Raw genomic sequence first — 23,510 nt, 5'->3', positions numbered from 1 at the left:
AAGCAATGAATGAAGCAAGCACGATGTCCGCCAACAAGGCGGCGCCATCCTCGCGCCTGATGGCCCACCCTTTTGTCCGCAGCGTGATCGGTATTGTGCTGACCTTCGCGCCGGTGCCGCTGACGATGATCCTCTCGTCGGCACTGGTGGACAAGCCCTACCGGATCGCCTGGCCCCAGTTGCTGGCGGCCGTGCTGTCCTTCCTGGCCTACCGCTTCTTCGTGCACCGGATCGAAAAACGCGCGCTGACGGAATTCGGCGCCCAGGGCGCCGCGCGCGAATCCTTGCTCGGCCTGGGATTGGGCGCGGGCCTGGTGTGCGCCGTGTTCGCCTTGCTTGGTTTGCTGGGCGCCTACCACCTGGACGGCATGAACACAGTCACGCTGCTGCTTGCGCTGCCATTGGCCGAATTGATGCTGGTTGCCCTGACCGAGGAAATGCTGTTCCGCGGCGTCGTGTTCCGCATCAGCGAGCAATCGATCGGCAGCCGCTGGGCGATCATCGTTTCGGCCGTCGTGTTCAGCGCCGCCCATTTGCCGAACGACGGTGTCAGCCCGGTCGCCGTTGCGGCACTGGCCGTGTACAGCGTCATGCAGGCGGCTATTTATATGCGGACGCGCCGCCTGTGGATGTGCATCGCCAGCCACCTCGCCTGGAACTACTTCGTCGGGCAGATCTTTTCGGCCACGGTGTCCGGCCACCAGGCCGAGGCGGGGCTGCTGCGTGGCGAACTTTCCGGCTCCATCCTGCTGACCGGCGGCGCCTTCGGGGTGGAAGGCTCCGTGGTCACACTGGTGGTGCTGTGCGCCGCAGCCGCCTGGTTCCTGCGCGGCGCGCTGAAGCGGGGCAGCTGAAGCGCTACAGCAACTCGATCCCGAAACGCCGCACCAGCAAGGCGAAGGCCGCGAAGCAGGCGATCGTGATCAGGGCGCAGCTGCCGAGGGCCCACCAGAAACCGAGACGCTGCAGCAGCCAGGGAAAGGCCAGGAACATCGGCAGGGTCGGCACCACGTACCAGAAGGTGTACCACGCGTGATTGGCCAGCTTGGCGGCAGGCTGGTTCTCCACATGCAGCCACACGAGCGTCAGCAGGGTGATCATCGGCAGGGCGGCGATCAGGCCGCCGAACCGGTCGCTGCGCTTGGCGGTCTCCGACACCAGCACGACAACGGCCGCCGTGATCAGGTACTTCGTAATAATCCACTTCATCGTCTGCTTTCTTCCATCGGCACGGTGAGCGGCGCCTAGTGTAACCCGGCAGGTGGTGCGCGCGGCGGTCAGAAGCGGTGACGCAGGCCGAGGGCGAACTGGCGGTTTCCGAGTCCCGGCTCTTCGCTGTTGCCCTCGGTGTAGACGGCTCCATTGCGGTTACGGATTCCGCCATACGAAGTGTAGACGTCGGTACGCTTGGAGAACGCGTACATATACGCCACGCCCAGCTGGGTCGCGTCCTGGTCGTGCACGGTCCGGTCGTCCGCATGCACGCAGGTCAGCACCACCGTACTGGCCCCAAGCGGGATCGACGCCGCCAGCAGCAGGTCGCGGCTGTCGGTCGACGGCACCGGCGGCGCGCCGCCGAACACCGCGGCGCCATTGTTGATCGGCGCACTGTTCGGCCCCCGGTTCACTTCATAGGCGGCGTGGCCCCGGAACGCAGCGAACTGGTAGTTCGCAGCGAGCAGCAGGTTGCGCGCAAGCCCGCGTCCCGACACGGTAGCGCTGTCGTTGTTTTTCCGGTGGAAGGCAATGCTGGCGTTGAGCGGGCCTCGGCTGTAGTCGAGCGAGCCGCCGAGCGCCCGTCCGGCGGCGGCATTGCCGGGTGCTTCGCCGGCGGCCAGCATCAGGGCGGTGCTGAAGCCATCGAACACGGGGCTGCGGTACAGGACCGAGTTCGCTGCGCGGAATCCCGCCGGGGCCATCAGGTTGTTCGACCGGATGACGCCATTGCGCAGCGGATCGGCGACGACGTTGAGCACGGTGAACAGCGGCGTATCCTGGAGTCCCACGCTCACGGCACCGAATTTGCCGCGCAAGCCCACGATGGAGGTCCGGCCGAACAGGGTATTGTTCTGGGTCGAGTCGCCCTTGTCGGCGTGGATGCCGCCTTCGATCACGAAGAAGGCGGCCAGGCCGCCGCCGAGTTCCTCGGCGCCCCGGAAGCCCCAGCGGCTCTGGGTCGCCATGCCGCTGGTCACCCGCGTCGCGCTGCCGGCGGCGCCGCCCTGGTCGACCGAGATGCCTACGTCCATCACGCCATACAACGCCACCGAAGATCCCTGGGCCGGCGCCGCGCCGCTGCAGGCGAGCGCCGCGCACAGCAAGGAAAGCTTTTTCATACGCGCTTCCCTTCTCAGGCGGCCGCCGCCGGTACGGTGGCGGCCGGTGCGGGGTCGGGAATCGGCTCGATTTTCCCGAGCACGAACACGAAGCAGAAAATGCCGATCACCAGGATCACGCCGGCGACCAGGAAGGCATTGGTGAAGGAGGCGGTGGCGCCCACGATCAGGCCGGTCACGATCGGCGCGGCCGCGCCCATCAGGTTGTTGGCGAAGTTCATGATGCCGCCGACGGTGCCGGCGCCGCCCTTGGGGGCGATCAGCGAGGGCAGCGACCAGCTCACCGGTGCGGCCGAGGCCAGTCCGCCCAGGGCGATCGAGATCCAGAAGATCGCCCAGACCGGATCGGTGGTCTGGGTCGCGCCGAACACCGCCAGGCCGAAGCTCATGCCCGTCACCAGCACCGCCTTGCGCACCTTGGATTCGTCCATGCCGCGCTTGATCAGGTGGTCGATCAGCCAGCCGCCGACGAACAGGTCGGTGAGGGTGGCGAAGGCCCAGGGAATCGCCGCGAAACCGGCCGATTTCAGGATGCTCATGTGCATGGATTCGACCAGGTAGCCGGGCAGCCAGGTGAGGAACAGGTAGAAGGTATAGCCGTAGGCCGCGAAACCGATGGTCAGGCCCCAGACCTTGGTCTTGGTCAGCAGGTAGCCGAGCATGTTGACCGCGCCTGCCTCGGCCGGTCCTTCGGGGGCGGCGCCGCCGCGCTGGATGTAGTCGTATTCCACCTTCGACAGGCGCTTGTCGGCGCTCGGATCGCGGTACAGCACGTAGAAAGCGATGAAGTACAGGAAGCTCAGCACCGCGGTCAGGCCGAAGCCCCAGCGCCAGCCGAAGGTCACGACCGTGATCGCCACCAGCGGCACGCCGATCACGTTCGAGAACTTGGCGGCGGCGTCGAAGATCGCCGTGGCCAGGCCGCGTTCGTGGCGCGGGAACCAGTAGCCGGTGGCCTTGGAGCTGGCCGGGAAGGCGGGAGCCTCGGCCACGCCCAGGATGATGCGCGCGACCAGGATGCCGGCGAAGCCACTCGAGAAGGCGGTGATGAGCGAGGCCACGCCCCACAGGAAAGCGCCCCAGCGCCCGACCCGGGTCGGGCCGAAACGGTCGAGCACCATGCCGACCGGGATCTGCAGCAGGGAGTAGGACCAGGCGAAGGCGGAGAACAGCAGCCCCAGCTCGACCGGCGTCAGGTCGAACATCTCCTTGATCTGGGGCGCGGCCACCGAGAGGCCGATGCGGTCGATGTAGTTGATCAGGACACCCACCCCCAGCAGGGCGCCGATGCCCCAGCGGCGGCGCGGGATCGTTTGTTTTGGTATGGCGTTCATGTTTGTCTCCTGTGTCGTTCGGCAGGGATCTAGCGGCCCTCGGGATGGATGATGTCGTCGGTAAGGACGGAAAGCGGCTTGCGGATGTCGAGCACCACGCCGGATTCGTCCTCTTGCAGGGGTTCGAGATCGCGCAGCTGGCTGTCGAGCAGCGATACCGGCATGTAGTGGGCGGTACGCGCCTGCATTCGTTCGTGGATCAGCTCGCGCGGACCGTTCAGGTGCGCGAAGCGCAGCCCGGGATCGGCGGCGCGCAGCAGGTCGCGGTAACGGCGCTTGAGGGCGGAACAGGCGAGCACCAGGCCTTCGCCCCCGGCCATGGCGCGGGCAATCTCGTCCTGGAGCGCGCCGAGCCAGTCGGCACGGTCGTTGTCGTCGAGCGGGATGCCGGCCGCCATCTTGGCGACGTTCGCCGCGCTGTGGTAGGCGTCGCCCTCGAGGAAGCGCACGCCCAGCGCGGACGCCAGCCGCTGGCCGACTACGCTCTTGCCGCATCCGGAGACGCCCATGACTACCCAGCGGAACGAAACGGAAGAGTCGGGGACCTTGTCATGCATGTGAGATATTCGGTTGGGTTGATCGAGCTTGGTAGCGCTACCAATGGAAAGCGAGTCTACCGCGATCACGGATTTTGTAAAGATAAATTTATGCTGCAGCGCCGCAAACGGCCGCTCCTGCGCGCACGCGGCAGGAGCGGCCCGGGAAGGCTGGCGTCTGCTCAGGCGCTCTCGCGCGCCATCAGGGTGAAACCGAGATCGACCCGGGTCGCCGGCGGCTTCTCGCCGCGGATGACGGCGCGCAGCAGCTGGGCCGCCTCGAAGCCGACCCGGTAACGCGGGGTGGCGATGGTGGTGACGGAGGGATTCATCCAGGCCGACACCGGCAGGTCGTTGAAACCGCAGATCGCCAGCTGCCGGGGCACGGCGATGCCGCGGCGCTGGCATTGGAAGATGGCGCCCTGGGCAAGGTCGTCATTGCAGCAGAAGATGGCGTCGCAGTCGGGCGTGGCCGACAGCATGCGTCCCAGGAGTTCCGCGCCGAGCGCGATGGTGGAAGGATCGCTCACCATGGTTTCGAGCCGGGAATCGTAAACGCCGGCTTCGTCCAGGGCGCGGCGGTAGCCGTCCAGGCGCTTCAGCGTGCGTTCGTCGCGCTGCGCGCCCATGAAGCCGATGCGCCGGTAGCCCTTGTCGAGCAGATAGCGGGTCATCGTGTAGCCCGCCTGCAGCTGGGAGAAGCCGACCGACATGGTGTCCGGCGAGCCGGCCAGGTCCATCATCGACACCACGGGCCGCCTGGAAGAGGCAAGCAGCTCGGTGACCCGTTTGCTGTGGGTCAGCCCGGACAACAGGATGCCGTCCGGGCTCGACTGCAGGTAGGTGCCGAGCAGCTTCTCTTCCTCGGCGTCGGAGTAGCGGGTGTTACCGATCAGGATCTGGTAGCCGTCCGGTTCCAGCGCATCCTGGATGCCGGCCAGGACGTCCGTAAACACCGCGTTCGACAGCGAAGGCACCAGCACCACGATCACCTTGGATTGGGCCGAGGCCAGCGCGCGTGCGACCCGGTTGGGGACATAGCCCAGCTCGGCCACGGCCTGGTCGACGCGCGCTCGCAGCGCCGCCGACACCATGTCAGGCTGGCTGATGGCCCGCGACGCGGTCATCGTGCCGACACCGGCCTTGGCCGCGACATCGGCCAGCGTGACGCGGCCGCTTGCACGGGATCGGGAGGTCTGTGGTTTGCTCATTCTTCCTCAGTTAGGAGCTTCCGGTGGTAACGTTATCAAGGGTGCGGCCGCGACTCGGACTGCTGGCGGCGCTTCCAAATGCGGACGCGGTCTTGTATCGGAGCACGATTATGGCAAATCAATCGCAAATTGGCGAACCGGCATGGTCCGTATGGAGCTCGGCCCCATAAGCGAAGGGCCGGTAGCGAATACCGCGATTCGCTACCGGCCCCTTCTTATTCGACCTCGAGGCGGGTCAGGCGGTCTTGCTCTTCAGCCAGCCGGCCTTCCAGCTCACCCCGAGCGTCACCGCGAGGCTCATGATCAGTGCGCCGATGACCGCCATCAGGACCGCGTCGAAAACGCTCTCCGACTTGATGCGCCCATCGAACTCCTGGCGCAAGATCGCCTTGTCCGGCAAGCCGGCGGGATAGACGACCTCCAGGCTGGGCTTCGAAGCAAGCGCCTCGGCCTCTTCCTTGTTGTGCGCCCTGGCTTCGTGGTGATAGGTGACGCCGTCGACCTGGTAGACATAGGCAACGGCATAGTCCTTCATACGGCTGACCTTGTGGCGGACCACGCCTTCAGGGGTGGCCATCGCATACACCGGCGCCTTCTCGATCACCGCGTAGTCATCCCGCTTGCTCAGCGAGGCGTAGCTGAAGAACCAGGCGGAGAGGGGGAAAAGGACAGCCAGCAGGATCAGCGGTTTTTTCATGAGGAAGTCGCAAGAGAGTTGTCGATAGGAAATAAGTATCCCATAAGACGATCGGTATGCGATTGCCCAAGTCGCGCTCACGGCAATTTTACCCATCGCGCGTAAGCGGCCCGGCCGGGATGGAAGGGCAGCATCGGCGGGTATAATCCAGGCCATGAACGACGCCCTGAAACCCGCTTCGGAACCCACCTTGTCCGATGTCGCCGCCCTGGCGGGCGTGTCGCGCGCGATCGCGTCGCGGGCCTTGTCGGCGCAGCCGCGGCCGGTGTCCGCCGACAAGCGCGAGCGGGTGCTGCATGCGGCCGAGGCGCTGGGCTACCGCCCCAATTCGCTTGCGCGCGGGCTGGCCAACAAGACCGTCAACCTGGTCGCGATCCTGGTCAATCACATCCACGACCTGTCCGACCTCGACCTGTTCGACCTGCTGCTGGCGGAGATCCAGGCGATCGGCAAGCAGGTGATCTTCATCCGTGTGGGCGCGGGAGAGGACGCGGAAGACTTTTTGCGCGACGGCGTCGCCTATCACGTCGATGCCGCATTGGTATTTGCCGATTTCGCCGACGCCGCCACCGTGCGCCGCATGTTCCGCAACAATGCGGTGCTGATGCTCAACGGCCATCACGAGCCGGGAGCGCCGTCGGTGACGATGGACGAAGACCAGGGGATCCGTGAAGCGGTGGCCGATGCGGCGGCGAAGGGTGTGCGCAGCGCGCTGCTCCTGACGGGGCGCAGCATGTCGCGGGTGGAGCAGGCCCGCATCGCCTCCTTCCGCGCCGCGATGCGGCAGCATGGCATCGCGCTGCTGGGCGAGCTGGCGGGAGATTATTCCTACGCCAGCGGACGCGCGCTGGCGCAGCAGATCGACGTGGATGCCACCGGCGCCGTGTTCTGCACCTCCGACGCGATGGCGATGGGCGTGCTGGATGCGCACCGCCGGTATTTCCCGGGCCATGCTCCGGAGCGCTTCCGGCTGTACGGCTTCGATAACATCTCGCTCACGCAGTTCGACGCCTATCCGATTTCATCGATCGGAGCGGACAAGCGCGACTACGTGGCGCAGATCGTCCGTATCCTGAACCGGCCAGCGGGCCTGGCCCGGCATAGCGAGCACGTGCTGGTCGCCACGCGCTTCGTCCCTCGCCTGACCGGCTGAGACCTCAGCCCTGCGGCGCCAGGGTCGGCGGAACCGCTTTGCTGCCCCACCACTTCTTGTAGTTGGCCGCGTAGGCGCCCGACTTGACGTAGTCCGCGACGAAGCCGTTCACGAAGTTCAGCAGCGCCGGATCGCCCTTGGCCATGGCGATGCCGATCGGCGTGTTGCCGTACATCGTGGGCAAGGTCTCCAGCTGGCTGTTCTTGCTGGCCAGGTAGTCGAGCAGCGAGGAATCCTCGATGCCGGCGTCGACCCGTTTTTGCTGCAGCAGCAGGACGCCATCCGGTGCGAAGCTATCGGTGTAGACGAACACCGCCTGCGGCGCCGATTTCCTCAGGAAGGCATCCGCCGTGGTGCCGCGGCCGACCACGACACGCTTGCCGTTCAGGTCCGCCAGCCTCTTGATCTGCGCGCTCTTTTGCGCGATCACGCGCAGGCCGGCGACGTTGTAGGGGATGGAAAAGTCCACCACGCGCGCGCGCTGCGGCGTGATCGAGACGTTGGCCACGACCAGGTCGAGCTGTCCCGACCTCAGCATCGAGATGCGCGCATCGCTGGAGACGTCGGAAAAGCGCGCCGGCACGCCGAGTTGCGCGGCCAGCTGCCTGGCGACGTCGACGTCATAGCCGACCGGCTCGTTGCTGGCGTTGCGGAAGCCCACCGGCTCTCCGCCCAGCGAGACGCCGATGCGCACGTAGCCGCGCGCCTTGATGTCCTCGATGCGGCCGGCCAGCGCGGACGTCGCGGCCAGCATCAATGCCGCGGCGGCGGCGTAGCGTTTCAGGCGAAGCTGCATGATCTTTCCTTTCAGGGTTGGATGGTGGAGGCGACGCGCAACTCCGGCGCGGCCATGCGCTCGTCCCAATACCAGTAGCGTATCTCTTCGTCGCAGCGGTAGTTGACCACCCGGTGATTGCCCTTGGCGTCCATGGCGTGGATGACCACGCCGGCCAGGAAGCCGCTCTTCAGCTCCGACAGCTCTTCCACGGCCAGCTTGACGGCGTCTTCCAGGGACGCGCCGAGGCGCATCGCCAGCACGATACTGCGCGAGGTCCCGCAGCGCATGGTCATCTCGCCGGTGTGGGTGCAGGCGGCGGCGCCGTAGCGGCTGTCCGCATAGAAGCCCGCGCCGGGGATCGGCGAATCGCCCAGCCGGCCTGGATACTTCCACGCCCAGCCGGAGGTCGAGGTGACCACACCGATATGGTTGCCTGCGTCGCGGCCCAGGAAGACCGTGGTGTCGCGCACGCGCTCGGGATCGGTGATGGTGTTGCTGAGCGGGGCCAGCGCGATATCGGGGAAGGCCGCCCGCTGTTCCGGCGACATCTCCTTTTCCAGGCGCTCCCACCAGACCCGCTTGCTGTCCGGGTGCAGCACCTCGTCGACCGCGAAACCGCGTTCGGTGGCGAAGCGGCGCGCACCGGCGCCGGTCAGCATCACGTGCGGCAGATGCTTCATCACCTCGTGGGCCAGCGCCGAGACGGGCAGGGTGGCCGGCACCGCGCCGACCGCGCCGACTTCACGCGTCGTACCGTCCATGACGCCGGCGTCGAATTCCATCTCGCCCAGCATATTCGGCCAGCCGCCATAGCCGACGCTGCGCACCTTGGCTTCACGTTCGACCTTGGCGATGCCGCCGACCATGGCGTCGATGCCGGCGCCGCCTCGTTTCAGGAGTTCGACGGTGGTGTCGAAGCCGGGCCAGGCCTCGGCGTTTGCTAACAGCATTTTCATGACTTGCTCATCTTGGACAGGAATTGGGCGATGCGCGGCTGCGCCAGGCCGCCGTGGGCGGCGAAGAAGCGCGAGGTCGGCAGGTCCGCTAGCAGCCGGCCCTGGTCGAGGAACACGATGCGGCTGGAGATGTGGCGGGCGAATTCGATTTCGTGGGTCACGAACAGCATGGTGGTGCCGCTTCCCGCCAGCTTGGCGAGGATGGCCAGCACTTCGGCCGTCATTTCGGGATCCAGCGCGCTGGTGACTTCGTCCAGCAGCAGGTAGCGCGGCTTCATCGCCAGGGCGCGGCAGATGCCGACGCGCTGGCGCTGCCCGCCGGAGAGCTGGGCGGGATACGCGTCCGCGCGCTCCAGCAGGCCGACGGCGGCCAGCAGTTCGCGCGCTTCTTCTTCGGCCTGGCGGCGCGGGACCTTCAGGACTTCGACCGGCGCCAGCGTGATGTTCTGCAGCGCCGTCATGTGCGGGTACAGGTTAAACAGCTGGAACACGGTGCCGCAGCAGCGGCGCGCGAGCTGCAGGGCCCTGGGATCGTCGACGCGGTGGCCATCGACGGAGATCGCGCCGCCATCGAGTTTTTCGAGGCCGTTGATGCAGCGGATCAGCGTCGACTTGCCGGAACCGCTGGCCCCGAGGATGGACACCACTTCGCCCGGCGCGATGCGCAGGTCGACGCCATCGAGGACCGTGTTGGCGCCGAAGCGTTTGACCACGCCTTCGATCTGGATCATCTTACAAACCCTTCCATTGGCTATGCGCGCGCAGCTTTGCTTCCGCGCGGGCGCAGGCCCGGGCGATCAGCCGGGCCATCAGGTAGTACAGCAGGCCGATCACGGTCCAGACGATGAAAGGCTTGAGCGTGCGCAGGTTCAGGATCGCGCCGACCTTGGTCAGGTCGACCACGCCGATCACCGAAATCAGGGAGGTGACCTGCAGCTGGTTGACCAGCAGCCCGGCCAGCGGCCCGAAGCCGAAGGCCGCGGCCTGGGGTGCGACGATGCGGCGTAGTGTCTGCCAGCGGCTCAGGCCGAATACGCGCGCCGTTTCCAACTGATCCCGCCCGACCGATTCGATGGCGGAGACCGCGATCACGTAGACGAAGGCCGCCGTGTTGCCGGACAGGGTAATGAGGGCGGCCTGCACCGGTGTCAGGTCGGTCTCCAGCAGCACCGGCAGGCCGAAAAACACCAGGAAGAGCTGTACCAGCACCGGGGAATTCTTCAGCAGCTCGGCCAGGGCCGCGGCGAATGGAGCCAACAGCGGCGTGCGGTAGTAGCGCAGCATCGCCCAGCCGAGGCCCAGCCCCAGGCCAATGAGGGTGGTCGCGGCGAACAGGGCGACGGAGACACCCAGGCCTTCGAGCAGAAGCAGCAGGTCGTGGGGCGTGAAATCGGTGTAGCGCATCAGCCGAGATTCCTGTTCAGGCGCCGGTGGAGCGCGCCGGCCGACAGCGACACCAGCCAGGTCATCACGGCGTACATCAGCAAGAGCAGGGCGTACACCTCGAATGGCTGGAAGGTGTCGGCGGCGACGATCTTGGCGCTTCCTGTTAGTTCGTTCAGCGTGATCGCAGAGAGAATCGAGGAGGTCAGGATCAGGTTGACGAATACCGCACCAAGCGGACGCACTGAGTTGCGCAGCGCGATGGGCAGCACGATGCGGCGGTAGATGGTGAGGCGAGAAAGGCCGCTGACCTGCGCGGCCTCCAGCACGCCGGGGTCGACCGCCAGGATGCCGGAACGGATCACGTCGGACGTGAAGGCACCGCCCGCCAGCGACAGCGCCAGCACGCCGGTGCTGAAGGCGCTCAGCTCGACGCCGATTTCTGGCAGCCCGTAGAACAGGAAAAACAGCTGCACGATGAAAGGGACGTTGCGGAACACGTCGACGTAGATATCGGCGATGCGCCTGGCCAGCGGCGACGCCGCCGTGCGCATCAGGGCCGCCACGATGCCCAGGGACAGGCCGCCGGCCAGGGCCAGCGCGCAGGCGAGGGCGCTCAGGCGCGCACCGGCCGCGAAGTCGCCCAGATAAGGTTCAAGCGTGGTCGGATCGAACGTCAAACAGGATGCTCCAACTAACAGTGGTTCCAACACGATGTGAAACCGGTTTCACCGCAATCCGGCGAGTGTCACACACGCTGCTGCGGATTTCAAGGGCGAGGCCTTGTCAGGCGCGTAGTTTAGCTTTCAGCGCCGCGACTTTTTCGCTGCTGGTCCGGCGCCGGCTGCCGGAATCGAAACCCAGGGCAGCGACCTTCGGCGCCGGCGCCGGCAGGGGCTCCGAGCAGGACGCGTGCACGTCGGTCAGCGGCAGCTGCGCGCGCAGCAGGTGCACGTTGTCCCCGCTGATGCCGGCGCCGGGCATGATCGTGATGCGGCCGTCGGCGGCGTCGAAGCAGCGCCGCAGTCCGGCCAGGCCTTCCAGTGCGCTGGTGGCCCCGCCCGAGCTCAGGATGCGCTCGAAGCCCAGGCTGACGGCCAGGGTGGTGGCCTGCGCCAGGTCCGGGCACAGGTCGATGGCGCGGTGCAGCGTGCAGCGCAGTCCGTGGTCGGCAGCCCGCTGGACCAGCCGCTCGAGTGTGCGCTGGTCAAGGCGGCCGTCGGGCAGCGAGGCGCCCAAGACTACGCCTTGGAGGCCGGCGGCGGCAACGGCGTCGATCTCGTGCAGCATCAGCGCCGTTTCCGCATCGTCGAAGCAGAAGTCGCCGCCGCGCGGGCGGATCATCGCGACCACCGGCACGGGGCTGCTCGAGGCGACGCGCAGCAGGCCGGAGCTTGGCGTCAGGCCGCCGACATCCAGCGCGCCGCATAACTCGATGCGGTCGGCGCCACCGGCGATCGCAGCGGCCAGGCCACCGAAGGTGTCGACGCAGACTTCGAGGGTGATCGTGTCAGGCATGTTTGTCCCCCAGTTTTTCCAGGCCCAGCCAGGCCGCGCCGATCAGTCCCGGTTCCGTGCCGGACTGGCCGGGCACGATGATCGGGGTGGCGGTCTTGCGCAGGATGGCGGCGCGCACCGCCTGGTCGAGCCCGGCGATCAGCGGCGCGCTGTTGGCCAGGCCGCCGCCGACCGGCAGGATGGACGCGCCGAGGGTATTGACCAGCATGGCCAGCGGCCCGCTGAGCAGATCGATGAAACAGGCGATGGTGCGCTCGGCGGCGGCGTCGCCGGCCTGCCAGGCGTCGATGATCTGGCGGCTGTCCAGCGCCTGTTGGTGCAGGGTGTGGTGCAGCCGCTCCAGGCCGCGCGCGCCGCCGACCGTGTCCAGGCAGCCCGCCTGGCCGCAGCCGCACTGGAAGCGCGGAATCGTTTGCGGTGGCTTGCCGGCGATCTGCACCGTGAATGGCGCGACGACAGGGCCATGACCCCATTCGCCGGCGAAGCCGCCAGGGCCGCCGATCAAACGGCCGCCGATGACCAGGCCGCCGCCGACGCCGGTGCCCAGGATCAGGCCGAACACGTTGGCGTGGCCGCGTCCGGCGCCGGCCTGGGCTTCGGCCAGGGCGAAGCTGTCGGCGTCGTTGATGATCCAGACCGGCAGGCCGAGGGCTGCGGACAGGTCGGCGGCCAGCGTACGGCCGTCGATGCAGGGAATGTTCGCGCATTTGATGCGGCCATCGACCGGATCGATCACGCCGGCGATCGAGATGGCGACGCCGCGCGACGAGCCGCCGGCGGCGATCAAGGCTTGCAAGGCGGCGGTGAAGGCGGCAAAGTCCTGGGTGGGCGTCGGAACCCGCTGCAGGTCGCCGATCCGACCGTCAGCCGTTGCGACGGCGCATTTGATGGCGCTGCCACCGATATCGAAACAGGTAATCATGGTCCGAATCATAGGGGCAACAGCCGCTAAACGTAAGAGCGGGCGCTGCTAAACTGGAATAAGTCGAAGTACGCATAATCTATATTATGTTAAATGCGCTATCTATTGGTGGTCATCGGGACAGGCAGGCCGGCAAAGGTCAATCCAGGAACCGGTGCATTGCGCGGCTTCCTGGTCTGTAGGAAGCCGCCTACTCGGCCTGTTGCCGCCATCTCTAGCCTCGAGAAACGCAAGGCTCCGTATGCGAGCGCTTCCCGGCCTGATGATCGGCGCCTCGCTGCGGTTTCTGTTTGTCTCTTCTCCACCGGACTCAGTCTGTTTCGTACAAGACCGCCGACGCATCGTCGGCGCGCTTCACCGCCATTGCCGCCGTACCGAAGGTCCTGTCTTCATGCGAACGCAGTTCGTCCAGCATGACGGCGAGTCCCATCCGCCGGCAGCGCGTGGCCAGCTCGCCGTGCGTGTACAGTCCATAGGGTTCGACCAGCCGGTAGAAGCCGTCCGTCATCATCAGCAACGCTGATCCGTGCGGCAGTTCGGCTTCGAGAGTGCGCGCCGCGAATGGACCGGAAGGTTTCAGGCACAGGATCGAGGGCGCCGGCGCGGTGTTCTGGGCCTCACGCCTGGCGCGCAGCATCGGCTGCATCAGGGCGCGCCGTTCGCCCGCGTCGGTGACGCCCTGGTCGATCAAACGGGCGATTTCAGCCTGCAGCACGGCCTCCTGCGGATTGACGAAGGGATCCAGATCGACGGTGGGTGCATCCGGCGCATGCAGCAGCGTCTTGCAGTCGCCCAGGCTGTACAACTGAAGCCGGCGGCCGCCACTGGCTGCGTGGACCCGCGCCCAGGTCATCGCACCGATCGGCCATGCGTGCAAAGGCACGTCCTTGCCTGCGGTTCGTGCGGTGAATTCTTCGTACAAGGCCGAGGCGGCGCGCTGTGCGCACGCTTGCTGCGACAGTCCGTCGCCGAGGCACTTCGAGAGTTCGGCGGCAAACCCCTCCGCAAACCAGACGACGTCGCCGCGTTCAGGATCGATGAAGTGACGGTCGGCGACCGAGGTGCCGCCGTCGATCACGATCAAATCGATCATCCCATCGGCCTCGTGGACTGCCACGAAGTCCTCGTTCGAATGTGCCTCCGCGCCGGAAGAAATAGTTTGTACACGCATCGCTGAAACCCTGCTCGACTTGATCGGACCGCAATGTACAGGCTGGATGCTTGAAAAACAATCGCTCCCGTGGTTAACGGCGTATACTCGACAATATATTTGCTAATGTCGAGTGAGGGAAATCGGAATCCAGGGCTGCTAGCGCTACGATTTGGCACGGATGCGCATTCAGCGTATCAGCACTATAAGAAACTTCGTGCAGTCTTTGGCCTGGTGCATGCAAGGCCTTGTGCAAGCGCGAGCGAGCGACGACCCGCGCTCGCCATCCATCCGATTGTCGTTCACTCATGCAGGTGCAGACCTCCTTCCACGAGCGCACTACGATTTCGCGCTACCGCCACCATCGACACCCTCATGCCTCCTGCACCGCCATTGTCATAGTCGACGACCTCCTTGCCCTCTGCGTCCTTGTGTGAAATTCGCACGCGGAGCGCATCTTTGCTGGCACGTTTCCCCTCCCCGCCATCGACTGCCTCAAGCACGAAGCGATACCCCGGCAGCCCGTTGTAGCGGCCCGTCCCCTCCAGGCGCACCAGTTCTCCACTGCGGCTCGCCTCCTTGATTTCCTGCGCGCGAAACTCGAAAGGCCCGGACAGGCTGACGAATCCAGCGCCTGCACGAGTGCGCCCGCCTGCCATTGCCGCCGCCTGATTCGAGAGTGGCGCCCAGAGCGCGAACCGCAGCGGTCCCGCCTTGGCCCCTGCCCCGCTCGCGGTCGCTGCCACCGTCCCCTGGCCGCGCAGCGTGGCCATTTCCGGCTCGAGCACCCAGACAGGGTGGCGCGTCACAGTCGAGCGGCCGCCAGAATCCGTAACTTGCACAGTTACAGTAAAGAGGCCGGGTGCACAGAAACGGTGCTGGAAATCCACCGACCCTACGCCGCGTGCTTCGCGCACGGTGGGATACGATGTATCGCAGCCATCGGTCCACGTCGCCTTTGCCTTGTGTGTCTGTGTAGCCGAGTTGTCGACAAAGCTGAGCGAAAGGCGCGCTTCGTCGCCGACCACGACGGTGTCGGCCAGCCCGGCGATGGGGCCGAGCACGGGCGCATCCGTTCCACGTGTTCCAGGGCGTAACAAGATCATGCCTGCGTTCGAGTGGGCGGCGATGACACCGGCATCATTGATCGCGCTCGCCGTGGAAATAACCAGGCCGGCAGGCGCCCGGTGGACCCGGCTGGTCAGATCAACCGGCGTGCGCAGCCCCTGCCAGCGCACCGCCCGGTTGCCGCCGCTCTGCAGGATCTGGCCGACCATTTCGCCGCGGTTGTTCAGGTCGAGCACGTCGGTATCGCCTGGGCCGAGGCCTGGCAGCAGCGTCATCCCGCGGGACCGCGTCCAGAAATAGGCCGCGTAGCGTGAGGGCAGCAAGGTATTACCCGAAATTTCCCCGCGGTCGTTCAGCGCTGTCACCAGGCGAAAGCCGGTGTCCTGCGCGCCGGTCGGCACCTTGCCGCTGCGTGGACTCCAGTAGAAAGCCGCTACATGCGCGTCACCGGGGGTATCGCCGATCCCGGCTGCCGCTCCCCATTTGTTCACGAAATAGGTGATGCCGACGCTGCCGCCCAAGCTTCCCAGGTCGATCTGCCGGCCGGTCGCGTCCCAGAGCATGGGGTGAAGATCTCCACCGGCGACGTCGGCGAAGCCGACAGCGATCCCGAGGTCGTTGATGTCCCGTGCTTCAGACCACGAGAGCGGGAGCGGACCGAGCGTGCGGATGCGACCGTTCGGGTCCCAGCGCGCTGCCCTGGCGGTAATGCCTGGGGCCGGGATGTCGCCCACGATCTGGTTCCTGTCGTTGATCGCGAGCGCATAGCTTCCTCCCGGCCCAGGCAGCGCGCGCATTCCGCGTGCGGCCGTCCAGATGTAGGGCCCGTAGCGCGGGAACGGCTCGCTGGCGTCATTGGTATGACCGATCACCACGCCGAGGTTGTTCAGGCCGCTCACGGTGGCGTAGCCGCCGCCCAGCGAACCGAGAGCGTAGGCGCGCTCACCGTCGAAAAAGCCTGCGTCGTTGAACAGATACGAGGAAAATGCGACCTGGCCTTTCTCGTTGAGGAAGGAATTGGCATCTTTCTCGACCGGCAGGTTGATCACGCTGTAGACCGGAGATCCGTGCGCCCGATGGTCCGGACTCCCGGCGCCAACCGCACCCGAAGCGCGTACCTCGTCCGGGCCGGGCCGCACCGGATCCGCGCTCTGTCCGACGCCGCTGGCCATGCTGCTGACCGCGATCGCCAGAGACGTCAGCGCTGCCGCCAGCGCCCACCTCCCGCTGCCTGCACGGGTTCTTGCTTGCTGATTCATGATCCTCTCCATTGCTACAAGTAAGTGACCAGCGGAACGAGATTTTGAAGGGATGCCGCCAGCTTCAATATCCAACTCTAGGCTGTTCGGCAGGCCCGAGGGCTGACCTCGCACAAATGCGCCGGGCGGTCTGGAGGCGGTGTAGACTGAACTTATTCGTTCGGTAGCGGTCGCTAGCGCTTGCACCAGGCCTGTGAAACCGATGGCGGCGCTGAGCGGTCAAAGCCATGACGCGTTCTCGATGCGCATGTGTTGGAGAAGACGATGTGCCGGCGAAAATGGTGGTGCCTGCTGGTGGCGGCCCTGATGGCGTTCGCCGCCTGGGCGCACGCGTCCGCTTCGGCGCCGCCGCTCTCGCCGGTGTCATCGACCACATCGGCCGCATCGGCTGCAAAGCGCGTCGGCCTGCTGACGATCGACGGCGCGATCGGGCCTGCAACGGCCGACTACATCGCACGCGGCATCGCTTACTCGGCGAGCGAGCATTTTCAGCTGGTCATCCTGCAGATGGATACGCCGGGCGGACTGGATACCTCGATGCGCACTGTGATCAAGGCGATCCTGACCTCGCCGATACCGGTGGCGGTGTATGTCGCCCCGAGTGGCGCCCGGGCGGCCAGCGCCGGCACCTATATCCTGTACGCCAGCCATGTGGCGGCCATGGCTCCCGGCACGAATATCGGCGCGGCCACGCCTGTCGAGGTCGGCATCGGGCCGCAGCAGCCCACGCCCGGACGCGAGCCTTCCCCGCTTCCCGCGCCCGCCGCCGACAAGAGCCGCGGCGCCGAGCCAGAGCGCAAGGGGCCGGACACGCCAATGGCGCGCAAGCAGGTCAACGACGCGGCGGCCTACCTGCGCGGGCTTGCCCAGATGCGCGGGCGCAATGCCGATTGGGCCGAGCTGGCGGTGCGCGAAGCGGTCAGCCTCAGCGCCCACGATGCACTCGAGCAGCATGTGATCGAGTTTGTCGCGGAAGACCTGGACTCCCTGCTGGCCCAGCTCGACGAGCACAGCGTGACGGTACACGGCCATGCGCAACGCCTGCACACGAAGAATGCCGCCGTGGTGCCCATCGAATCGGACTGGCGCAACCGCTTCCTGGCGGCCATCGCGAACCCGAGTGTTGCGCTGTTGCTGATGACGATCGGCATCTACGGGCTGGTGTTCGAATTCATGAACCCGGGCTTTGTGGCGCCTGGGGTGATCGGCGCGATTTCCCTGCTGCTGGGCCTGTATGCCTTGCAGCTGCTGCCGGTGAACTATGTTGGCCTGGCCCTGATCATGCTCGGACTGATGTTCATGATCGCCGAAGCCTTCCTGCCCAGCTTCGGGGTGCTCGGGCTCGGCGGCATCGTCGCCTTCGTGGCCGGCGCACTGATGCTGATCGACACCGCCTTGCCGGGCTTCGGCATCCCGCCCGTGCTGATCGTGACCCTGGGCGTGCTGAGCGCCCTGCTGCTGGCCGGGATCGCGCGGATCGCGCTGGCGACGCGCCGCCGCCCCGTCACCAGCGCCACGGCCGGCCTGCCCGGCTCGCTGACCCGGATCGAAAGCATGGAACAGCCGGGCGCCTGCGAAGGCTGGGTCCGTCTCGAAGGCGAACTATGGAAAGCCGTCAGTCCCCTGCCCCTGAAGCCGGGGCAAATGGTGAGGGTGCTGCGGCGCGATGGCCTCACGGTGCGGGTGGCTCCGGCCGAGAACAATCAAGGAGGATGAGCATGGTGTTCGAAATCGGTATCGGCATCGGCGCCCTGCTGATGCTCGTGCTTGGCTTGCTGGCGGCCGCGATCCACATCCTGCGCGAATACGAGCGCGGCGTGGTGTTCCAGCTGGGACGCTTCTGGGGCGTGCGCGGTCCCGGCCTGATCATCATCATCCCGGTGCTCCAGCAGATGGTGCGGGTCGACATGCGCACCGTGGTGCTCGACGTGCCGACCCAGGACGTGATCTCGCGCGACAACGTCTCGGTCAAGGTCAACGCGGTGATCTATTTTCGCGTGGTCGATCCGGACAAGGCCATCATCCAGGTCGCCAACTTCATGGAAGCCACGAGCCAGCTGGCCCAGACCACCTTGCGGGCCGTGCTCGGCAAGCACGAACTGGATGAAATGCTGGCCGAGCGCGAGCGGCTGAACATGGACATCCAGCAAGTGCTCGACGTTCAGACGGACGCGTGGGGCATCAAGGTCGCCAATGTCGAGATCAAGCACGTCGACCTGGACGAGTCGATGATCCGCGCCATCGCGCGGCAGGCCGAGGCCGAACGGGAACGGCGCGCCAAGATCATCCACGCCGAGGGCGAGCTGCAGGCCTCGGAAAAGCTGCAGCAGGCGGCGTACGTACTGTCGCAGCGACCCGGCGCGATGCAGCTGCGCTACATGCAAACGCTGAGCGCGATCGCCGGGGACAAATCCTCGACCATCGTGTTCCCGTTGCCGGTCGATCTGCTGGGTGACCTGGCGGGGGCGGTGCGACGCGAACGGACCTGAGTTTTCGCACCGGGCCCCTCCCCTCCCGGACGTGGCTTGGCGGCCGGAGCTCGTAGCGCTCGACCACAAAAACTTGGGCGACACCCGCGGGCCGCGCGCAGCCCGCGACGCATCCCCCATGTGCTTACGCAATATGCCGGTGCAACACCCGCGCACGGATGACGGCAGCGATTTGCGCCGAGGCTGTCCCTGCGGGACAATGGCCACATGCGAACTGATCATTCGAAGGGAGCAGCATGAACATTACGGTGAAGAACACGACGCCGGATACGGCGCGCATCACGCTGGTCGGCGAACTCCAGGACGGCAGTTTCGATGCAAAGGTCATGACCGAGACCGATGTGCCCTATACCCCCTACTGGGAAAAGCAGCTCGAGCAGCGCATCGTCTACATCCAGCCCGACGCCGAGCAACTTGCCTCCATCCTTAGCGCCTTGAACGAGCGCCGTCTGTCACTCGACGAGTTACAGAACTACGGCAGCTCCGCGGGCGGTACCTCCTCGATACCTGTCTGAGCAACTCCTTTCTGGCACTCGACGAGTTACGCAACCACCGAATCTGAGCGGTAGAGCCACCGTCCAGGCGGATGCTGGCTGTCACTCGATAAGTTACGTTCTGCGGCGGCGCGGCGGCGCCTGCTCGATATCCGTCCAAGCGAGCGGCATCTGGCACTCGACGAGTTACAGAATTCTTGAGCTCGTCAGTGACGCCTCTCGATCCAAGCGAGACCCATCCGCAACTCGACAAGTTACTTATTTCGGCAGCTCGGCGCCAATGTGAGGCAGTGACGTCAGCGCCAGGCGCCAGCCGAGCCCGGGCCGGCTACAGCAGCCCCTTCCCCGGCGCGCCCACGATCTCGTCGTGGCGTTCGTGATCCTGCTTGTGCAGGTAGGCGGCCGTGGTGGCGATGTTGGCGTGGCCGGCCGTGTCCTGCAAGGTCTTCAGCTGCACCCCGTTGTTGGCGTGGTTGGTCAGCATGCTGTGGCGCAGCCAGTGGGTCGATGCCTGGCGCAAGGCCGCCGCGCTGTCGCCGTCGCCCTGGGCCGCCGCTGCGCCGGCCGCCGCCTGGAACACGGCTTTCAGCGCTTCGGAAGCCGCTTCATCGCTGACGCGCACGAACTCCTTGCTGCGGCTCGACAGGACCAGGGGCATGCGGTCGGCGCGCCCGGTGTGTTCGAGCAGGCCGAAAGCGCGGCGATAGTCGCGGTAAGCGGCCAGCATGGCCGGCGGCACCGGCAGCCGGCGCGGCTTGGCGCCCTTGCCCATCACGTCCAGCCACCAGCGCCCGTCGCCTTCGCTGTAGATGGCGCCCATGTGGGCGCCGACGATCTCGTTCAGGCGCGCGCCCGTCTGCGCGAAGGCGACCAGGAGGAACCGGTCGCGCTCGCGCTGGCGCCGCTCGGCTTCGGTGCCGGCCGGGCGCCGCTCCAGCGTATCGAGCGCCAGCGCGACGGCCTGCGGACTCAGGTAGCGCGTGATCCGGCTCGCGTGCGGCGCCCGGACGTTCTTCACCAGGCGCGCCGGATTGCGGCGCAGGTAGCCGGTCTGCTCGGCATAGGTCAGCACGCCCTTCACCGCGATCATCGCCTGGCGCCGGCTCGGGTCGGACAAGGGCCCGGAAAACGGCCGGTAGCGCGGGTCGCTGCGCGGCCACTTGGTGGTCGAGATCCACTCGGCGGGTGGCTGCTTGAGGAACTCCTTGTAGGCGTTCAGGTCCCCGGTATTCAGCTGCTGGAAACTCTTCTTCGCCTCCTCGCGGCACCAGGTCAGGAAACGGTAGAGCTCCTTCTGGACGTTGGCGATCGACTTGGGACTCAGTTCGCCGTGCGAGATGTATTCGCGCGCCAGTTCGGCGTCGCTGCGCGCATCGGTCGCGGGCTCGTCGTGGAAATGCGCTCCCAGGTTCTTGCCCCGTCGCGTGGCCGCCGCCTTGTCCAGCCCTTCATCAGGGAGCGGGTCGAGATCGATGGGCAGGAAAACAGGCATGAGGCGGCAATGAAAGACTGTACTTATATACAGTATAACACCGCCTCGCGGGGCCGCGAAGGCCCGAGCGCTCAGTGCGGCGCCGGGACGCCATAGCCGGGCGCGCCGAGGGCCATGCCGCCCATGCGGCGGCATTCGACCGCGCACTCGCGGCAGGCCGCCGCGCATTCCTGGCAATGCTGCATGGGGTGGTTCGCGCACTCCTCCGCGCACCTGCCGCAGACCTCGGCGCAGGCGCTGCACACGGCCTGGGCCGCCTCGCCGCCACGCGCCATCACGCTCGCCGCCAGCCGGCACGATTGGGCGCAGTCCATGTCCAGCGAAATACAGCGCGCCATCATCTTCACATCGTCCTCGCGCAGGCAGGCGGCCGCGCACATGTCGCAGGCGTCGGCGCAATGGTTGCAGGCTTCGATGCAGGTGCTGTAATGCGATTGTTCCGTCTCTCCCTCCTTCAGGCTGCTTGTGCTCCGGAAAAGAGGCCGTACTGGTATAGTAGCGGCGTGTTTCCACAACCGGATACCGTAGCACCATAGCCTGACCGGCTACGCACGATTCGTCCGGGCAAACACCATCCTTGATTGACAGGAGCAAGCATGTTCAAGCCTTACTTCATCCATTCGGCCGCCGCCGCGCTGATCGCGCTGCCCCTGGCCGCCTGCGCCGCCCAGCCGGTGATCGAGGTGTACAAGACCTCGATGTGCGGCTGCTGCAAGGAATGGGTCAAGCACCTCGAGGCGAATGGCTTCACGGTCAAGGCCACGGATGTCGAGGATCCGTCCGACTACCGCCAGAAGTTCGGCATCCCCGAACAATACGGCTCCTGCCATTCCGGCCGCGTGAAGGGCTACGCGCTGGAGGGCCACGTGCCGGCCGCCGAGATCAAGCGCCTGCTGGCCGAGAAACCGAAGGCCGTGGGGCTGGCCGTGCCGGCGATGCCGCTCGGCTCGCCGGGCATGGAAGGTCCGCGCAGCGACCCCTACGATGTACTCCTGGTGAAGGACGGCGGCAAGACTGCGGTCTACAAGCACTATAACTAACTGAGCTGAGCTTAGCGCGGGCCTGCGCGGCCCGGTCCTACAGCCCTACCGACAACCCGCCGACAGCGACGCGCGCATCGCTGCGCGACAATAGGCCTCCACCATCACAGGAGGCCGCGATGATTTCTTCCGCATCCCAGCCCGGTACGCCGGGGCAGGACGATCCGTCCACCACGATCGGCGTCGGCGGCGTGACTTCGGGCCAGCAAGGCGCGACGCCCAGCCATGAAACCCAGCAGGAAACGGGCGGCAGCGGCGGCGATGGCCTGACCCGCAACCAGTCCGGCGAAACCACGAATGCCCCCACCGGCGAGGCCGGGACACCCGACTCAGGCGGCATGGCCGGTGAAGCCGCCGACAGCGCGATGACCCATATCAATCGCGGCGCCCAGGACACCCGCGCCAGCCAGGCCGGACGCTCGGCCACCGGCTTGGGGGCGCCGGAAACGGGCGGCAACCAGGACGAAGGGGACCTGCCCCCGGTCAGCCCGTAACAGCAGTAGTGGCCGCTTCGCGGCGGGCCAGCTTGCGCCACCAGATCCAGGACACGATCGCGTTGATCCAGAAGCCGACGTAGAGCGCTGAAGTCAGGTACAACTCGCGGCTGTAGTAAAGCGGGACCGCGACCGTGTTCACCAGCAGCCAGACCGGCCAGTTCTCGATGCGCCTTTGCATCATGAGGAGCTGGGCGATAACGCTGAATACGAGCACGGCGGAATCGACAAAAGGCGCGTAGGCATTCGTGTAATGGTGCAGCAGCGCGCCGTAAGCGGCCGTGGCCGCGATGCCGGCCGGCGCCAGCCACAGCAGGGTGCGCAGACCGGCATGCGTGATCGGCAGCGGCGCGCCATGGTCGCCGCGCAGCCAGCGCCACCACCCGAGCACGCTGGTGGCCACGAAAAATACCTGCAGCAGCACATCGGCGTACAGGCGGTTCTGGGCGAACAGCACGCCGAACAGGGTGCAGCCGACGATCCCGGTCCACCAGGTATGGACGCTGTTGCGTCCCGCCAGCACGATCGCCACCGCCGTGAACGCGTTGGCCGCCAGTTCGAGCGGGCCGGTCATGCGCCGCGGCGCCAGAATCTGCTCATGGTTCGCTCCAGTCCAAAAGCGGCTACTGTAAGCGAACCACGTACTCCTCAGCAAGAAATCACAGCCGGATGGTCCCGTGGTCGGCATCGACGTCCGGCGTCGAGCCGGTCACCGCCGCCTTGGCCATGGCGAACAGGCGAACCATTTTGCTGTCGTTCGAGTCCCAGTATTCGGCGGCATGCGGGGCCACGCGCACCAGCACCACGTGCTCGTCCTCGGGACCGGCCGGGAACCAGGCCTGGACCATCGGGTTCCACAGCGCGCGGATCTGGGTGCGGTCCACCACGCGCTCGGCGGTGCCGCTGACCGACACATAGGTGCTGTCGTCGCTGTTGGCGAAGCTCACGTTCACCTCGGGATCGTGGGCGATGCTGTCCCACAATGCGGTCGTGGTGCGCACGTAGAACCACAGCCCGCCCTCGCCGTCCACCTGCTGGTTGGTCATCGGCTGGCTGGCCAGGTGGCCATGCTGGTCGCGGAAGGTGAACATGGCGAAGCGCATCGAGCCGATCTTGTCGGACAGCGCGGCGGCGTGGGCGGACGTATCGTGGTTGGACATGGCGGATCCTCGTCGTGTTGAATGGGTCGATGCTAGCCCG

General features: G+C 66.4%; 26 protein-coding genes. 7 read left to right on the top strand and 19 right to left on the bottom strand.

From position 1 onward, the window contains the following. The first annotated feature begins 5 nt into the window (after nt 1-5). A complete protein-coding gene (locus KBW95_RS16020) occupies nt 6-854 on the top strand; it encodes a CPBP family intramembrane glutamic endopeptidase (RefSeq protein WP_229429789.1) in 849 nt (282 codons plus the stop codon). 4 nt (nt 855-858) lie between these two features. Here KBW95_RS16020 and KBW95_RS16015 read toward each other — a convergent pair whose 3' ends face one another. The 6 genes from KBW95_RS16015 to KBW95_RS15990 all read right to left on the bottom strand — a co-directional run bounded on the left by KBW95_RS16015 (nt 859) and on the right by KBW95_RS15990 (nt 6,114). After that, nucleotides 859-1,209, bottom strand: coding sequence for a DUF3147 family protein (locus KBW95_RS16015; RefSeq protein WP_211525297.1), 351 nt, complete (start codon nt 1,207-1,209; stop codon nt 859-861). Nucleotides 1,210-1,277: 68 nt separating this feature from the next. Further along, a complete protein-coding gene (locus KBW95_RS16010) occupies nt 1,278-2,336 on the bottom strand; it encodes a porin (RefSeq protein ID WP_211528731.1) in 1,059 nt (352 codons plus the stop codon). 14 nt (nt 2,337-2,350) lie between these two features. After that, nucleotides 2,351-3,670 carry an MFS transporter gene (locus KBW95_RS16005; protein ID WP_211528730.1) on the bottom strand — a complete coding sequence of 440 codons (1,320 nt, stop codon included), beginning with the start codon at nt 3,668-3,670 and terminating at the stop codon, nt 2,351-2,353. Nucleotides 3,671-3,699: 29 nt separating this feature from the next. Continuing rightward, nucleotides 3,700-4,227, bottom strand: coding sequence for a gluconokinase (locus KBW95_RS16000; protein WP_229429788.1), 528 nt, complete (start codon nt 4,225-4,227; stop codon nt 3,700-3,702). Between the two features lie 161 nt (nt 4,228-4,388). Beyond that, nucleotides 4,389-5,417 carry a LacI family DNA-binding transcriptional regulator gene (locus tag KBW95_RS15995; protein ID WP_211525294.1) on the bottom strand — a complete coding sequence of 343 codons (1,029 nt, stop codon included), beginning with the start codon at nt 5,415-5,417 and terminating at the stop codon, nt 4,389-4,391. Nucleotides 5,418-5,652: 235 nt separating this feature from the next. Then, a complete protein-coding gene (locus KBW95_RS15990) occupies nt 5,653-6,114 on the bottom strand; it encodes a hypothetical protein (RefSeq protein ID WP_211525293.1) in 462 nt (153 codons plus the stop codon). A 154-nt stretch (nt 6,115-6,268) separates the two neighbouring features. Here KBW95_RS15990 and KBW95_RS15985 point away from each other — a divergent pair, with 154 nt between their 5' ends. Next, nucleotides 6,269-7,267: a LacI family DNA-binding transcriptional regulator gene (locus KBW95_RS15985; protein WP_211525292.1), complete on the top strand. Its 999-nt coding sequence runs from the start codon at nt 6,269-6,271 to the stop codon at nt 7,265-7,267. A 4-nt stretch (nt 7,268-7,271) separates the two neighbouring features. Here KBW95_RS15985 and KBW95_RS15980 read toward each other — a convergent pair whose 3' ends face one another. From KBW95_RS15980 to KBW95_RS15940, 9 genes are all read right to left on the bottom strand, one after another. Continuing rightward, a complete protein-coding gene (locus KBW95_RS15980; RefSeq protein ID WP_211528729.1) occupies nt 7,272-8,063 on the bottom strand; it encodes a transporter substrate-binding domain-containing protein in 792 nt (263 codons plus the stop codon). An 11-nt stretch (nt 8,064-8,074) separates the two neighbouring features. Then, the gene (locus KBW95_RS15975; protein ID WP_211525290.1) at nt 8,075-9,001 is read right to left on the bottom strand and encodes a N(4)-(beta-N-acetylglucosaminyl)-L-asparaginase; all 927 of its coding nucleotides are present in this window, start codon (nt 8,999-9,001) and stop codon (nt 8,075-8,077) included. Next, nucleotides 8,998-9,732 carry an amino acid ABC transporter ATP-binding protein gene (locus KBW95_RS15970; RefSeq protein ID WP_211525289.1) on the bottom strand — a complete coding sequence of 245 codons (735 nt, stop codon included), beginning with the start codon at nt 9,730-9,732 and terminating at the stop codon, nt 8,998-9,000. The genes KBW95_RS15975 and KBW95_RS15970 overlap by 4 nt, the downstream gene beginning before the upstream one ends. A 1-nt stretch (nt 9,733) precedes the next feature. After that, entirely contained in the window at nt 9,734-10,405 is a 672-nt protein-coding gene (locus KBW95_RS15965) for an ABC transporter permease subunit (protein WP_211525288.1), read from the bottom strand. Further along, the gene (locus tag KBW95_RS15960; RefSeq protein WP_211525287.1) at nt 10,405-11,064 is read right to left on the bottom strand and encodes an amino acid ABC transporter permease; all 660 of its coding nucleotides are present in this window, start codon (nt 11,062-11,064) and stop codon (nt 10,405-10,407) included. The genes KBW95_RS15965 and KBW95_RS15960 overlap by 1 nt, the downstream gene beginning before the upstream one ends. Before the next feature lie 106 nt (nt 11,065-11,170). Next, on the bottom strand, nt 11,171-11,902 hold the full coding sequence (locus KBW95_RS15955) for a copper homeostasis protein CutC (RefSeq protein WP_211528728.1): 732 nt from the start codon (nt 11,900-11,902) through the stop codon (nt 11,171-11,173). After that, a complete protein-coding gene (locus KBW95_RS15950; RefSeq protein ID WP_211528727.1) occupies nt 11,895-12,824 on the bottom strand; it encodes an ROK family protein in 930 nt (309 codons plus the stop codon). The genes KBW95_RS15955 and KBW95_RS15950 overlap by 8 nt, the downstream gene beginning before the upstream one ends. 310 nt (nt 12,825-13,134) lie before the next feature. Continuing rightward, nucleotides 13,135-13,917 (bottom strand): hypothetical protein, encoded by a 783-nt coding sequence (locus tag KBW95_RS15945; protein ID WP_211525284.1) that lies wholly within the window; start codon nt 13,915-13,917, stop codon nt 13,135-13,137. A gap of 359 nt (nt 13,918-14,276) precedes the next feature. Next, the gene (locus KBW95_RS15940) at nt 14,277-16,301 is read right to left on the bottom strand and encodes a hypothetical protein (protein WP_211528726.1); all 2,025 of its coding nucleotides are present in this window, start codon (nt 16,299-16,301) and stop codon (nt 14,277-14,279) included. Between the two features lie 264 nt (nt 16,302-16,565). Between KBW95_RS15940 and KBW95_RS15935 the strand changes: the two genes are divergently transcribed. The 3 genes from KBW95_RS15935 to KBW95_RS15925 all read left to right on the top strand — a co-directional run bounded on the left by KBW95_RS15935 (nt 16,566) and on the right by KBW95_RS15925 (nt 19,305). Then, nucleotides 16,566-18,017 (top strand): nodulation protein NfeD, encoded by a 1,452-nt coding sequence (locus KBW95_RS15935; protein ID WP_211525282.1) that lies wholly within the window; start codon nt 16,566-16,568, stop codon nt 18,015-18,017. Nucleotides 18,018-18,019: 2 nt separating this feature from the next. Next, entirely contained in the window at nt 18,020-18,790 is a 771-nt protein-coding gene (locus KBW95_RS15930; RefSeq protein WP_211528725.1) for a slipin family protein, read from the top strand. Between the two features lie 236 nt (nt 18,791-19,026). Then, nucleotides 19,027-19,305: a hypothetical protein gene (locus KBW95_RS15925; RefSeq protein WP_211525280.1), complete on the top strand. Its 279-nt coding sequence runs from the start codon at nt 19,027-19,029 to the stop codon at nt 19,303-19,305. 307 nt (nt 19,306-19,612) lie between these two features. On the opposite strand, the gene KBW95_RS15920 is transcribed toward KBW95_RS15925, so the two are convergent. Both KBW95_RS15920 and KBW95_RS15915 read right to left on the bottom strand, forming a co-directional pair. Continuing rightward, the gene (locus tag KBW95_RS15920; protein ID WP_211525279.1) at nt 19,613-20,776 is read right to left on the bottom strand and encodes a tyrosine-type recombinase/integrase; all 1,164 of its coding nucleotides are present in this window, start codon (nt 20,774-20,776) and stop codon (nt 19,613-19,615) included. Between the two features lie 71 nt (nt 20,777-20,847). After that, on the bottom strand, nt 20,848-21,291 hold the full coding sequence (locus KBW95_RS15915; protein WP_373888811.1) for a four-helix bundle copper-binding protein: 444 nt from the start codon (nt 21,289-21,291) through the stop codon (nt 20,848-20,850). Between the two features lie 81 nt (nt 21,292-21,372). Between KBW95_RS15915 and KBW95_RS15910 the strand changes: the two genes are divergently transcribed. Together KBW95_RS15910 and KBW95_RS15905 are read left to right on the top strand one after the other, a co-directional pair. Then, nucleotides 21,373-21,816, top strand: a complete 444-nt coding sequence (locus KBW95_RS15910) for a DUF411 domain-containing protein (RefSeq protein ID WP_211525277.1) — start codon at nt 21,373-21,375, stop codon at nt 21,814-21,816. Nucleotides 21,817-21,935: 119 nt separating this feature from the next. Continuing rightward, the gene (locus KBW95_RS15905; RefSeq protein ID WP_211525276.1) at nt 21,936-22,310 is read left to right on the top strand and encodes a hypothetical protein; all 375 of its coding nucleotides are present in this window, start codon (nt 21,936-21,938) and stop codon (nt 22,308-22,310) included. On the opposite strand, the gene pnuC is transcribed toward KBW95_RS15905, so the two are convergent. Beyond that, nucleotides 22,300-22,884: a nicotinamide riboside transporter PnuC gene (gene pnuC / locus KBW95_RS15900; RefSeq protein WP_211528724.1), complete on the bottom strand. Its 585-nt coding sequence runs from the start codon at nt 22,882-22,884 to the stop codon at nt 22,300-22,302. The genes KBW95_RS15905 and pnuC overlap by 11 nt on opposite strands. 85 nt (nt 22,885-22,969) lie before the next feature. Then, entirely contained in the window at nt 22,970-23,470 is a 501-nt protein-coding gene (locus KBW95_RS15895) for a pyridoxamine 5'-phosphate oxidase family protein (protein WP_211528723.1), read from the bottom strand. Nucleotides 23,471-23,510 lie beyond the last annotated feature (40 nt).

It is taken from the genome of Massilia sp. ZL223, from assembly GCF_018119395.1.
Lineage (GTDB): Bacteria > Pseudomonadota > Gammaproteobacteria > Burkholderiales > Burkholderiaceae_D > Telluria.
Note: the sequence above shows the minus strand (reverse complement) of the source record. Positions and strands in the feature narration are given on the sequence as shown.

Bases quoted from the DNA above. Each gene is read 5' to 3' on its own strand.
- KBW95_RS16020 (WP_229429789.1), top strand. From the start codon at position 6: ATGAATGAAGCAAGCACGATGTCCGCCAACAAGGCGGCGCCATCCTCG.
- KBW95_RS15940 (WP_211528726.1), bottom strand. From the start codon at position 16,301: ATGAATCAGCAAGCAAGAACCCGTGCAGGCAGCGGGAGGTGGGCGCTG.
- KBW95_RS16005 (WP_211528730.1), bottom strand. From the start codon at position 3,670: ATGAACGCCATACCAAAACAAACGATCCCGCGCCGCCGCTGGGGCATC.
- KBW95_RS15925 (WP_211525280.1), top strand. From the start codon at position 19,027: ATGAACATTACGGTGAAGAACACGACGCCGGATACGGCGCGCATCACG.
- KBW95_RS15955 (WP_211528728.1), bottom strand. From the start codon at position 11,902: ATGCCTGACACGATCACCCTCGAAGTCTGCGTCGACACCTTCGGTGGC.
- KBW95_RS15935 (WP_211525282.1), top strand. From the start codon at position 16,566: ATGTGCCGGCGAAAATGGTGGTGCCTGCTGGTGGCGGCCCTGATGGCG.
- KBW95_RS15975 (WP_211525290.1), bottom strand. From the start codon at position 9,001: ATGAAAATGCTGTTAGCAAACGCCGAGGCCTGGCCCGGCTTCGACACC.
- KBW95_RS15950 (WP_211528727.1), bottom strand. From the start codon at position 12,824: ATGATTACCTGTTTCGATATCGGTGGCAGCGCCATCAAATGCGCCGTC.
- pnuC (WP_211528724.1), bottom strand. From the start codon at position 22,884: ATGACCGGCCCGCTCGAACTGGCGGCCAACGCGTTCACGGCGGTGGCG.
- KBW95_RS15995 (WP_211525294.1), bottom strand. From the start codon at position 5,417: ATGAGCAAACCACAGACCTCCCGATCCCGTGCAAGCGGCCGCGTCACG.
- KBW95_RS15920 (WP_211525279.1), bottom strand. From the start codon at position 20,776: ATGCCTGTTTTCCTGCCCATCGATCTCGACCCGCTCCCTGATGAAGGG.
- KBW95_RS15910 (WP_211525277.1), top strand. From the start codon at position 21,373: ATGTTCAAGCCTTACTTCATCCATTCGGCCGCCGCCGCGCTGATCGCG.
- KBW95_RS15905 (WP_211525276.1), top strand. From the start codon at position 21,936: ATGATTTCTTCCGCATCCCAGCCCGGTACGCCGGGGCAGGACGATCCG.
- KBW95_RS15985 (WP_211525292.1), top strand. From the start codon at position 6,269: ATGAACGACGCCCTGAAACCCGCTTCGGAACCCACCTTGTCCGATGTC.
- KBW95_RS16015 (WP_211525297.1), bottom strand. From the start codon at position 1,209: ATGAAGTGGATTATTACGAAGTACCTGATCACGGCGGCCGTTGTCGTG.
- KBW95_RS15965 (WP_211525288.1), bottom strand. From the start codon at position 10,405: ATGCGCTACACCGATTTCACGCCCCACGACCTGCTGCTTCTGCTCGAA.
- KBW95_RS15895 (WP_211528723.1), bottom strand. From the start codon at position 23,470: ATGTCCAACCACGATACGTCCGCCCACGCCGCCGCGCTGTCCGACAAG.
- KBW95_RS15990 (WP_211525293.1), bottom strand. From the start codon at position 6,114: ATGAAAAAACCGCTGATCCTGCTGGCTGTCCTTTTCCCCCTCTCCGCC.
- KBW95_RS15970 (WP_211525289.1), bottom strand. From the start codon at position 9,732: ATGATCCAGATCGAAGGCGTGGTCAAACGCTTCGGCGCCAACACGGTC.
- KBW95_RS15980 (WP_211528729.1), bottom strand. From the start codon at position 8,063: ATGCAGCTTCGCCTGAAACGCTACGCCGCCGCCGCGGCATTGATGCTG.
- KBW95_RS15945 (WP_211525284.1), bottom strand. From the start codon at position 13,917: ATGATCGATTTGATCGTGATCGACGGCGGCACCTCGGTCGCCGACCGT.
- KBW95_RS15930 (WP_211528725.1), top strand. From the start codon at position 18,020: ATGGTGTTCGAAATCGGTATCGGCATCGGCGCCCTGCTGATGCTCGTG.
- KBW95_RS16000 (WP_229429788.1), bottom strand. From the start codon at position 4,227: ATGCATGACAAGGTCCCCGACTCTTCCGTTTCGTTCCGCTGGGTAGTC.
- KBW95_RS16010 (WP_211528731.1), bottom strand. From the start codon at position 2,336: ATGAAAAAGCTTTCCTTGCTGTGCGCGGCGCTCGCCTGCAGCGGCGCG.